Annotated in this window: 10 protein-coding genes; 3 read left to right on the forward strand and 7 right to left on the reverse strand. The window is 60.7% G+C overall.

The genetic code is table 11. From position 1 onward, the window contains the following. Positions 1-93: 93 nt before the first annotated feature. The 3 genes from AC07Y2_RS27440 to AC07Y2_RS27450 all read left to right on the forward strand — a co-directional run bounded on the left by AC07Y2_RS27440 (position 94) and on the right by AC07Y2_RS27450 (position 1,830). On the forward strand, positions 94-369 hold the full coding sequence (locus AC07Y2_RS27440; RefSeq protein WP_007952417.1) for a polyhydroxyalkanoic acid system family protein: 276 nt from the start codon (positions 94-96) through the stop codon (positions 367-369). Between the two features lie 161 nt (positions 370-530). Beyond that, positions 531-953, forward strand: coding sequence for a phasin family protein (locus tag AC07Y2_RS27445; protein ID WP_039772451.1), 423 nt, complete (start codon positions 531-533; stop codon positions 951-953). A gap of 10 nt (positions 954-963) precedes the next feature. Then, complete coding sequence (locus tag AC07Y2_RS27450; protein WP_039772449.1) at positions 964-1,830, forward strand: phasin family protein; 867 nt, start codon at positions 964-966, stop codon at positions 1,828-1,830. A gap of 70 nt (positions 1,831-1,900) precedes the next feature. On the opposite strand, the gene AC07Y2_RS27455 is transcribed toward AC07Y2_RS27450, so the two are convergent. The 7 genes from AC07Y2_RS27455 to hslV all read right to left on the reverse strand — a co-directional run bounded on the left by AC07Y2_RS27455 (position 1,901) and on the right by hslV (position 9,617). Next, positions 1,901-2,521, reverse strand: coding sequence for a TetR/AcrR family transcriptional regulator (locus AC07Y2_RS27455; RefSeq protein WP_007952414.1), 621 nt, complete (start codon positions 2,519-2,521; stop codon positions 1,901-1,903). Between the two features lie 27 nt (positions 2,522-2,548). After that, positions 2,549-4,231 (reverse strand): class II poly(R)-hydroxyalkanoic acid synthase, encoded by a 1,683-nt coding sequence (gene phaC / locus AC07Y2_RS27460; RefSeq protein WP_039772447.1) that lies wholly within the window; start codon positions 4,229-4,231, stop codon positions 2,549-2,551. 152 nt (positions 4,232-4,383) lie between these two features. Then, positions 4,384-5,238 carry a poly(3-hydroxyalkanoate) depolymerase gene (gene phaZ, locus AC07Y2_RS27465; RefSeq protein ID WP_007952412.1) on the reverse strand — a complete coding sequence of 285 codons (855 nt, stop codon included), beginning with the start codon at positions 5,236-5,238 and terminating at the stop codon, positions 4,384-4,386. A 68-nt stretch (positions 5,239-5,306) separates the two neighbouring features. Further along, complete coding sequence (phaC, locus tag AC07Y2_RS27470) at positions 5,307-6,986, reverse strand: class II poly(R)-hydroxyalkanoic acid synthase (protein ID WP_039772445.1); 1,680 nt, start codon at positions 6,984-6,986, stop codon at positions 5,307-5,309. A gap of 258 nt (positions 6,987-7,244) precedes the next feature. Then, positions 7,245-7,616 (reverse strand): gamma-butyrobetaine hydroxylase family protein, encoded by a 372-nt coding sequence (locus AC07Y2_RS27475; protein ID WP_039772444.1) that lies wholly within the window; start codon positions 7,614-7,616, stop codon positions 7,245-7,247. A gap of 77 nt (positions 7,617-7,693) precedes the next feature. Beyond that, complete coding sequence (hslU, locus tag AC07Y2_RS27480; protein ID WP_039772441.1) at positions 7,694-9,031, reverse strand: ATP-dependent protease ATPase subunit HslU; 1,338 nt, start codon at positions 9,029-9,031, stop codon at positions 7,694-7,696. A 55-nt stretch (positions 9,032-9,086) separates the two neighbouring features. After that, positions 9,087-9,617: an ATP-dependent protease subunit HslV gene (gene hslV, locus AC07Y2_RS27485; RefSeq protein WP_039772440.1), complete on the reverse strand. Its 531-nt coding sequence runs from the start codon at positions 9,615-9,617 to the stop codon at positions 9,087-9,089. Positions 9,618-9,821: the final 204 nt, after the last annotated feature.

The following is a 9,821-nucleotide window of genomic DNA, read 5'->3' on the forward strand; positions in this document are numbered from 1 at the left end:
TAAGATGGGCAACCTTCGGGACGATTTGCCGCAGTGGCGGTCAAGATTCGTTGCAGGCATTCATAGCCCCATTCAAAAAGCAGGAGTCATTCAATGGCCCATATCAGTGTTGAGCGTGCCCACAGCCTGGGCAAGGAAGCGGCCCGCGAGAAAGCCGACAAACTGGCGCAGAAACTCTCCGATCAATATGGCCTGGAGCCGCAGTGGTCGGGCGATGTCCTGAACCTCAAGCGTTCGGGCGTGAAGGGCGCGGTGCATGTGGCCGAGGATTCGATCCGGGTCGACGTGGAACTGGGCCTGATGATGTCGGCCATGAGCGGCATGATCAAAGCCGAGATCGAAAAGGCGCTGGATAAAGCGCTGGTCTGATCAGGACAAAACGGGGAGCTTCGGGCTCCCCGTTTTTTTCTCCTGCACCTGCCTTTTATGTCAGTTGTTAGGGTGCCGTTTCTAATTTTTCTCCCTACTTTGTGCCTGAGCCCGACACTCGTCAGGGCAGTTCCTCAAACCTTCTGCGCGTGAGGTGCACCATGGCCAAAGTCATTTTGAAGAAAAAAATCGACGCTTCGACTTCCGCTCTGAGCGACGTCAAATCCTATGCCCGCAAGATCTGGCTGGCAGGCCTGGGTGCCTACACCAAGGTCGGTCAGGAGGGCAGCGAGTACTTTCAGGAGTTGATCAAGGCTGGTCAAACTGTTGAAAAGAAAGGCAAAAAAGCCGTCACCGAAAAACTCGAAGCGGCCAACGCCGAGATCGATGAAGCCAAGAGCGAAGTCAGCTCCTTCAAAGGCCGGGTCGAAGTTCAGCTCGACAAGGTCGAGAAGGCGTTCGACACACGTGTCGCCAGTGCCTTGAATCGTATCGGCATTCCGTCTAAACATGACGTTGAGACACTCTCTGCTAAGCTCGATGAGCTGACGGCATTGCTCGAACGCGTCGCGCGTAAATCTTAAGGAGAACGGGATGGCTGGTAAAAAGAACACCGATAAAGAAGGCAGCTCGTGGATCGGAAAAGTCGAAGACTATTCCCGCAAGATCTGGCTGGCTGGTTTAGGCGTGTACTCGAAGATCGACACTGACGGCAGCAAGCTCTTCGATACATTGGTCAAAGACGGCGAGAAAGCCGAGAAGCTCACCAAGGCTGCAGTCGGCAAGAAAGTCGATGCTGCCAAGGACTCTGCAAGCTCGGCAAAATCGCGTATCAGCGGCGTGAAAGATCGCGCACTGGGCACCTGGGATCAGCTGGAGGGGGCTTTCGACAAGCGCCTGAACAGTGCGATTTCGCGCCTGGGCGTACCGAGCCGCAACGAGGTGAAGGATCTGCACAAGAAGGTCGATACCCTGACAAGGCAGATCGAAAAACTTACCGGCCTGAAAGCCCAGCCTGTCTCGGCCAAAACCGCAGCAGCCAAGCCTGCGGCCAAAACCGCTGCCAAGCCACTGGCTAAAGCCGCTGCCAAACCAGCAGCCAAAACCGCTGCCGCCAAGCCTGCAGCGAAAGCCGCGGCCAAACCGGTTGCCGCCAAGGCCGCCGCCAAGCCAGCTGCAAAAACGGCAGCAAAACCAGCTGCCAAACCGGCGGCCAAGCCAGCAGCGAAAACCGCTGCCGCCAAACCCGCTGCCAAGCCTGCCGCCAAACCGGCTGCGGCGAAAAAACCGGCAGTGAAAAAACCGGCCGCGCCGAAAGCCGCTGCGCCGAAAGCTGCTGCTCCAAAACCGGTGACCACACCGCAAGCACTGGCAAGCACGTCGAACTCCGCCTCGGCCCCAACCCCGGCGCCTGCTCCGACTGCTGCATCGACGCCGTCGACGCCAACCAGTCAGTCCTGATTTTTCAGGGCTCAAAAAAACGCCCGGCCTGTGAAGGTCGGGCGTTTTTGTTTGGGTAAAAGCCGTCGGATTACTCGTGATCTTCGAGATACTGCAAAGCCATCCTCTCCGTCGCCACCTTCACCGGCGGCAACAGATGCGGCGCCACCAGCATCATGATCTGGTACACCACCAGCCGCACTTCCCCTTCGCGATCAAGAATCCGCTGATAGTCCAGCGAGAACAGCAGCGTCATGGTGATCTGCTCCACCAGTTGCCCCAGCGCCTGGGTGTCGCTGACCAACTGCCCCGACGCCTTCAACCGCGCCAGCAACGACGCCAGCGTACGCTTGAGCACGTTGAGGAACTGGCGAATGCCCTTGGCCAGTTTCGGCAGGCGGCCGGCCAGGTTCGACAGGTCCTGGAACAGGAAGCGGTACTGCGCCAGCCGTTCGACGATCAGGTGCAGGAACAGCCAGTAATCCTCCGGCGCCAGTTCGACATCGGCGGGCGGGTCGAGCAGCGGGGCGAGGTCGTTCTGGAAGCGCTCGAACAGTCCGAGAATCAGCGGCTCCTTGCCGTGGAAGTGGTAGTAGAGGTTGCCGGGGCTGATCCCCATTTCATTGGCAACCTCCATGGTGGAGACGTTCGGCTCGCCCTTTTCGTTGAACAACTGCAGGGCACATTCGAGGATCCGTTCACTTGTTTTCATCCAGTCTTCTTAAAGGGCTTGAGTCAGTCAGCGCACACGCACATAGGTGCCGGGTGCCGCTTCCATCGGTGGGTAATTGGCGTTGCCGAGGGTCATCTGGGTTTCGTGCAGGGTGCCGGAGCGCTGCTGCACCCACTCCAGCCATTGCGGCCACCAGCTGCCGTCGACTTTCTTGGCGTCGTAGTACCAGGCACGCGGATCGCCGCTGAGCTTTCCGTTCTCGACGTAATGGGCTTTCGGGTTGCCTGGCGGGTTGAGGATGCTCTGCACGTGGCCGCTGTTGGACAGCACGAAGCGCCGCTCGCCGCCCAGCAACAGCGTCGAGCGATACACCGCGTCCCACGGCGTGATGTGGTCGTTCATGCCGGCCACGCTGAAGCTGTCGACCGTGACCTTCTGCAGGTCGATCGGCGTGCCGCACACTTCCAGCCCACCGGGATGGGTCAACGGGTTGTGCTTGAAGAAGTCCAGAATGTCGCCGTGAAACGCGGCGGGCAGGCGGGTGCTGTCGTTGTTCCAGTAGAGGATATCGAACGCCGGCGGCTCCTTGCCCAGCAGGTAGTTGTTGACGAAGTAACTCCAGATCAGATCGTTGGGGCGCATCCAGGCGAACACCTTGGCCATGTCGCGACCCTCCAGCACGCCTTTCTGATAGGAGCGCCGCTTGGCCGCTTCGAGCGTTTGCTCATCGGCGAACAGGGTGGCCGGGGTGTTCATTTCACTGTCGAGCAGGCTCACCAGATAGGTGGCGCTGGAGACTCGTCGCAACTGCCGCTTGGCCTGCAGATGCCCTTGCAGCGCCGCGATGGTCAGCCCGCCGGCGCAGGCGCCCATCAGGTTGACCTCGCGGGCGCCGGTGATCGCCCGGCAAATGTTCATCGCTTCTTCCACGGCTTCGACATAGGTCGACAGGCCCCATTCGCGATGCCGCACATCCGGGTTGCGCCAGCTGATCATGAAGGTCTGTAAACCGTTCTTCAGGGCGAACTGGACGAAGCTGTTGCTCGGGCTGAGGTCGAAAATGTAGTACTTGTTGATTTGCGGCGGCACCACCAGCAGCGGTTTCGAATACTGTTTTTCGCTCATCGGCCGGTACTGGATCAGCTCGAGCATTTCGTTGCGAAACACCACTGATCCTGTGGTGGTGGCGACGGTCTTGCCGACTTCGAAAGCCTGTTTGGTCACCTGGCGTGGCAGGCCGTCGTTGTGCAGCAGATCATCGAACAGATGGCTGAGACCGCGCACCAGACTGTGGCCGCCGGAGTTGAACAGCTCCTTCACCGCCAGCGGATTGAGCAGGGTGTTGGAGGGCGCCACGGCGTCGTTGAGCAGGGTGAAGGCGAAGTGCGCGCGGGCGCGGTCGTCGTCGCTCATGCTGCTCTCGTCGATCCAGCTCTTGACCTGTTTCTGCCAGGCCAGATAAGCCTGCAGGCTGCGCCGGTAGAACGGGTTCAGGCTCCACGCCGGATCGGCGAAGCGGCTGTCCTGCGGATTGGTCGGGTGCAGGGTTTCGCCGAGCAGCACGCGTCCGAGCGCGCCTCCCAGCTTCAAGGCGTGTTTTGCACTGTGGATCGGATTGCGCAGCCCGTGGGCTGCAACGTTGCGCAAGGTCGAGATCAGGTCCCGGCCGCGCAGACCGGTCATGGCACTCTGTGCATTGATGAACACGGCGGGGCTGGGCACGACGCCCGTCGCTGGTTTGTCACGCATGACTCAACACTCCTTCGTCTTCAGGCCAAAAACAAACACACCGAACCAGAACACCATAGACGCTGTTGCGGGTTGTTGCCTGCGCCGGCTCCCTGCCACGCACCTGTCCGGAAGCGCTGCAAGACGCTCTCCAGAAATCCGTGCCGGGGCGGTTATCCGCCCAGCGGTGTCGGGTGCGGATGCATCACCGCACGCTGACGTTCCTCCTGGAGGAATTTCATGATGATCGGCGCCACCGCCTCGGCTCGGGTAATCAGGAACAGATGCCCGTCGTCGATGATGTGCAGCTGCGCGTTGGGGATGCGCCAGGCGAGCATGCGCATGTTGATCAGCGGGATCAGCGGATCGTCATCACCGGCCAATACCAGCGTCGGCTGGTGAATCTTGTGCAGCCAGTGAATGCTGGTCCAGCCCAGGCCCGCGAACAGTTGCCAGTAGTAACCGAGCTTGCCCGCCGAACGCACCTTGGCCGCATGGCTGGCGGCGAGTGTCGGGTCGCGGCGGAACGAGCCGCCGTAGATCATCGGGGCGATACGGATCACATGGGACGGCTGGATGTAGCGCCGTGGGCTGGCCATCATCCACAGCACCTTCGGCTTGCCCGGCACCATCACTGCACCGGCAGCGGTCGCTGCCAGCACCAGCTTCTTGCAGCGCTCGGGATAGTCGTAGGCGAACTGCTGCGCCAGCGCGCCACCCCAGGACACGCCGATCACGTTGACCTGTCCGTAGTCGAGGTAATCGAGCATCCGCGCGGTGAGTTTCGCCAGCCCGGGAAAGCGATACGGCCGGCTCGGCGTCGAAGAGCCACCGACACCGGGCACGTCGAAGGCGATCACTTCCAGGTCCGGATCCAGCGCCGCGACAAAAGGAAACACCAGCTCCAGGTTGGCGCCGATGCCGTTGAATATCAGCAAGGGCGTCAAGTGAGGCTTGCCGGGGCGGACCGCCGTGCGGATGGTCTGGCCATCCAGCTCGACGGTTCGAAAGATGAACGGGTGCGGCATGCTTCAAGGCCCTGTGGGTCGCAATCTCAGTGTTCACCTCACTCCCGAAAGGGAGTGAGGTGTGTCGGTTACCGCTCGTGAACGTAAGTGCCCGGTGAAGCTTCGCCTGCCGGATACGCCTTGTTGCCCAGTTTCGTTGGTGCTTTCTTCAATTCGCCCGAACGGGCCGCCTGCCACGCCTGCCAGTACAGCCACCAGGAGTCGGCGTGCTTGGTCGAGTTTTCCTGCCAGTCATCGGCATTGGCGGTCATTTCGTCGCTGGTCATGTAGCGCGATTTCGGGTTGCCCGGCGGGTTCAGAATGCTCTGGATATGCCCGCTGCTGGACAGCACGAATTCCACCTTGCCACCAAACAGCTGCGCTGACTTGTAGCAGGACTTCCACGGCGTGATGTGGTCGTTGGTGCCCGCCAGCGAGAAAATGTCGGCGGTCACCTGCTTGAGGTCGATCGGCGTGCCGCACACTTCCAGTGCATTGGGGCGGATCAGTGGGTTGTTTTTGAACATCTCGATCAGGTCGCCGTGGAACGCGGCCGGCAGTCGAGTCGTATCGTTGTTCCAGAACAGGATGTCGAACACCGGCGGTTCGTTGCCGAGCAGGTAGTTGTTGACCCAGTAGTTCCAGATCAGGTCATTCGGGCGCATCCAGGCGAAGACCTTGGCCATGTCTTTGCCTTCGAGCACGCCGGCCTGGTACGAATGGCGCTTGGCGGTCTCCAGGGTCTGCTCGTCGACGAAGAGCGCGACGTCGCTGTCCAGCGTTGTATCGAGCACGCTGACCAGCAGGGTCAGGGCGTTGACCTTGTTCTCGCCGATCGCCGCGTAGTGGCCGAGCAGGGCGGTGCAGGTGATGCCGCCGGAGCAGGCGCCGAGCATGTTGACGTCCTTGCTGCCGGTGATCGCGGTGACCACATCGACCGCTTCCTTCAGGGCCTCGATGTAGGTGGAAAGGCCCCACTCGCGCTGTTCCTTGGTCGGGTTGCGCCAGCTGACGATGAAGGTCTGCACATTGTTGCGCAGGCAGAAGCGCGCCAGGCTCTTGTCCGGGCTCAAATCGAATACGTAAAACTTGTTGATCTGCGGCGGCACCACCAGCAGCGGGCGCTCGTGCACTTGTTCGGTGATCGGCTTGTACTGGATCAGCTCCAGCACGTCGTTGCGAAACACCACCGCGCCTTCGGTCACACCCAGGCTCTTGCCGACCTCGAACGCGCCCATGTTGACCTGGCTCGGCATGCCGCCGTTGTGCACCAGATCCTTGGCCAGGTGCGAGAGGCCGTCGAGCAGGCTCTTGCCGCCGGTCTCGAAGAAGCGTTTAACCGCCGCCGGGTTGGCCGCCGTGTTGGTCGGCGCCATGGCCTCGGTCATCAGGTTGATCACGAAGTGGCCGCGCGCGATGTCCTTGGGCGAGAGGCTGCTGTCGTCGATCCAGGCATGGAGTTCCTTGCGCCACGCCAGATAGGTTTGCAGATAACGTTTGTACAGCGGGTTCTGACTCCACGCCGGATCGACGAAGCGACGGTCATCGCCCGCCGGTTGCAGATCTGATTTGCCGAACAGCACGTTCTTCAGTTCAAGGCCGAACTGGGTGACGTGTTTGACACTATGGATAGGTTGTTTGATGGCCTGGGTCAGCACCATTCGAGCAGAGGCCAGCAGATCCTTTCCGCGTAGCCCAACGACAGGATTCAGCCCCAGGGTGTTCTCCGAGGCCTGGTACTTCAAATCATCGTTATTCTTGTTACTCATCTACGACGCTCCATTGTCCTGAGACGAGTACCCGGTTTTCTGCTGTGCAGTTCCACAGCCAATGCCAGGTACTACTGCTCGGGTGACCGTTGATTCTGCATAGCTGCTTTACAGTCGTAGAGCACTGCAGGGAACTTGCCAGTTCCATTGGTTACCCGAGATTGATTTTTTTCGCAAGCAGCCGATCCCGGGCCGCTTTAGCGGAGCATTCAAACAGATGAATCTAGAAAATGCCCTCTAAACAGTCCGAGGCGCGGACTAGAGCATCAGCTTGACGACGGACTGGTCCGGGTCGCGGGTTTTGCCGGCGGCTTTGAGTTCGGCCAGATAATCGGCCCAGAGTGCGTCATGACGTCGCCCTAGCTCGTACAGGTAATCCCAGGTGAACAGGCCGCTGTCGTGACCGTCGTCGAAGGTCAGTTTCAGTGCGTACTGACCGGCCGGTTCTACTTTGGTCAGGCCGACGTGCAGCTTGCCGAATTGCAGGATCGGTTTGCCGTGGCCCTGGACCTCGGCGGAGGGGGAGTGCACGCGCAGGAATTCGGCGGGCAGGGTGTATTCCTCGCCGGACGCGTATTTGAGCGACAGGGTTTTCGAGGCTTTGTGCAGTTTGATGTCGGTGGGAAGCATAGAAAAAAGCCTTTAGCTGCAAGCTACAAGCGGCAAGCTTAACTCAGCTTGCCGCTTGTAGCTCGGAGCTGGCAGCTCTACAGAATATAACGGGACAGGTCTTCGTTCTGCGCCAATTCGCCCAGGTGGCTGTTGACGTATTCGGCGTCGATCTCGATCGCCTTGTCGTCGTGGGCGCTGGCCAGGTCGCCGGCACTGAACGACACCTCTTCCAGCAGACGCTCGAGCAGCGTGTGCAGGCGACGGGCACCGATGTTCTCGGTCTTCTCGTTGACCTGCCAGGCGATCTCCGCCAGACGCTTGATGCCTTCCGGCTGGAACTGGATGTTCAGGCCTTCGGTTTTCAGCAGCGCGCAGTATTGCTCGGTGAGCGAGGCGTGCGGTTCGCTGAGGATGCGTTCGAAGTCCTGCGGGCTCAGGGCCTTGAGTTCCACACGGATCGGCAGACGGCCTTGCAGCTCCGGCACCAGATCGCTCGGCTTGCTCAGGTGGAACGCACCGGAGGCGATGAACAGGATGTGGTCGGTCTTGACCATGCCCAGCTTGGTGTTGACGGTGCAGCCTTCGATCAGCGGCAGCAGGTCACGTTGCACGCCCTCGCGGGACACATCGGCGCCGCCGACATTGCCGCGCTTGGCGACCTTGTCGATTTCGTCGATGAACACGATGCCGTGCTGCTCGACGGCTTCCAGAGCCTTGGCCTTCAACTCTTCTTCGTTGACCAGGCGACCGGCTTCTTCGTCGCGTACCAGTTTCAGCGCTTCCTTGACCTTGAGCTTGCGGGCCTTCTTCTTGCCCTTGCCCATGTTGGCGAACAGGTTCTGCAACTGGTTGGTCATTTCTTCCATGCCCGGAGGCGTGGCGATCTCGATGCCGGCCATTTCGGCGACTTCGATCTCGATTTCCTTGTCGTCCAGCTGACCTTCGCGCAGGCGTTTGCGGAACAGCTGGCGGGTGTTGGAATCCTGGGTCGGCGCTTCTTCATTGCTGAAGCCCATGCGTGCCGGTGGCAGCAGGGCGTCGAGGATACGGTCCTCGGCGGCGTCTTCGGCGCGGTGGCGAACGCGGGTCATTTCCTGCTCGCGCAGCATCTTGATCGCGGCATCGGCCAGATCACGGATGATCGATTCGACGTCACGGCCGACGTAGCCGACTTCGGTGAATTTGGTCGCTTCGACCTTGATGAACGGTGCGTTGGCCAGCTTGGCCAGACGACGGGCGATCTCGGTTTTACCGACACCGGTCGGGCCGATCATCAGGATGTTCTTCGGGGTCACTTCAACGCGCAGCTCTTCAGGCAGCTGCATGCGGCGCCAGCGGTTGCGCAGGGCAATCGCGACGGCGCGCTTGGCATCGTCCTGGCCGATGATGTGGCGGTTGAGTTCGTGGACGATTTCGCGGGGAGTCATGGACATAATAATTGACGGTCCTCAAGCAGAAACAAGCCGTGGCACTGGGGCCGCGTCAGGCTTATTCAGCGAGATCCTGCTCCTCAATGGTCTGGGTGTGGTTGGTGAATACACAGATGTCGCCGGCGATGCCGAGAGCGGTCTCGACGATTTCGCGGGCCGACAGATCGGTCTTCTTCAGCAGGGCGCTGGCGGCGGCTTGCGCATAGGCACCACCGGAACCCATGGCGATCAGGCCGTCTTCGGGTTCGACCACGTCACCGTTGCCGGTGATGATCAGCGAGGCGTCCTTGTTGGCGACCGCGAGCATCGCTTCGAGGCGGCTCAGGGAACGGTCGGTGCGCCATTCTTTGGCGAGTTCGACGGCGGCGCGGATCAGGTGGCCCTGGTGTTTCTCGAGCTGGCCTTCGAAACGTTCGAACAAGGTGAAGGCGTCGGCGGTGGCACCGGCGAAACCGGCGATGACTTCGCCGTGGTACAGGCGACGAACTTTCTTCGCGTTGCCTTTCATCACGGTATTGCCGAGAGAAACCTGGCCGTCGCCGCCCATGACGACTTTGCCGTGGCGGCGGACTGAAACGATGGTGGTCAAGGGAAGAGTCTCCACACTGCGGGGCGAAAATGCCTTATGCCCATTCATATGGGGGTGGTGGAGAGGATTTCAACTGCGGGGCGGGAGAGGGGACGAGCGGTGGTTTGCGCGGGGTCGTTCCCACGCAGAACGACATGATCGTTCCCACGCTCTGCGTGGGAATGCAGCCCGGGACGCTCCGCGTCCCTTGCCGCAGGGACGCGG

The sequence above is a fragment of the Pseudomonas sp. GW456-12-1-14-TSB6 genome (assembly GCF_059424205.1).

Coding starts and splice junctions, on each gene's coding strand:
- AC07Y2_RS27455 (WP_007952414.1), bottom strand. CDS start 2,521: ATGAAAACAAGTGAACGGATCCTCGAATGTGCCCTGCAGTTGTTCAAC.
- AC07Y2_RS27475 (WP_039772444.1), bottom strand. CDS start 7,616: ATGCTTCCCACCGACATCAAACTGCACAAAGCCTCGAAAACCCTGTCG.
- AC07Y2_RS27445 (WP_039772451.1), top strand. CDS start 531: ATGGCCAAAGTCATTTTGAAGAAAAAAATCGACGCTTCGACTTCCGCT.
- hslU (WP_039772441.1), bottom strand. CDS start 9,031: ATGTCCATGACTCCCCGCGAAATCGTCCACGAACTCAACCGCCACATC.
- phaC (WP_039772445.1), bottom strand. CDS start 6,986: ATGAGTAACAAGAATAACGATGATTTGAAGTACCAGGCCTCGGAGAAC.
- phaZ (WP_007952412.1), bottom strand. CDS start 5,238: ATGCCGCACCCGTTCATCTTTCGAACCGTCGAGCTGGATGGCCAGACC.
- phaC (WP_039772447.1), bottom strand. CDS start 4,231: ATGCGTGACAAACCAGCGACGGGCGTCGTGCCCAGCCCCGCCGTGTTC.
- AC07Y2_RS27450 (WP_039772449.1), top strand. CDS start 964: ATGGCTGGTAAAAAGAACACCGATAAAGAAGGCAGCTCGTGGATCGGA.
- AC07Y2_RS27440 (WP_007952417.1), top strand. CDS start 94: ATGGCCCATATCAGTGTTGAGCGTGCCCACAGCCTGGGCAAGGAAGCG.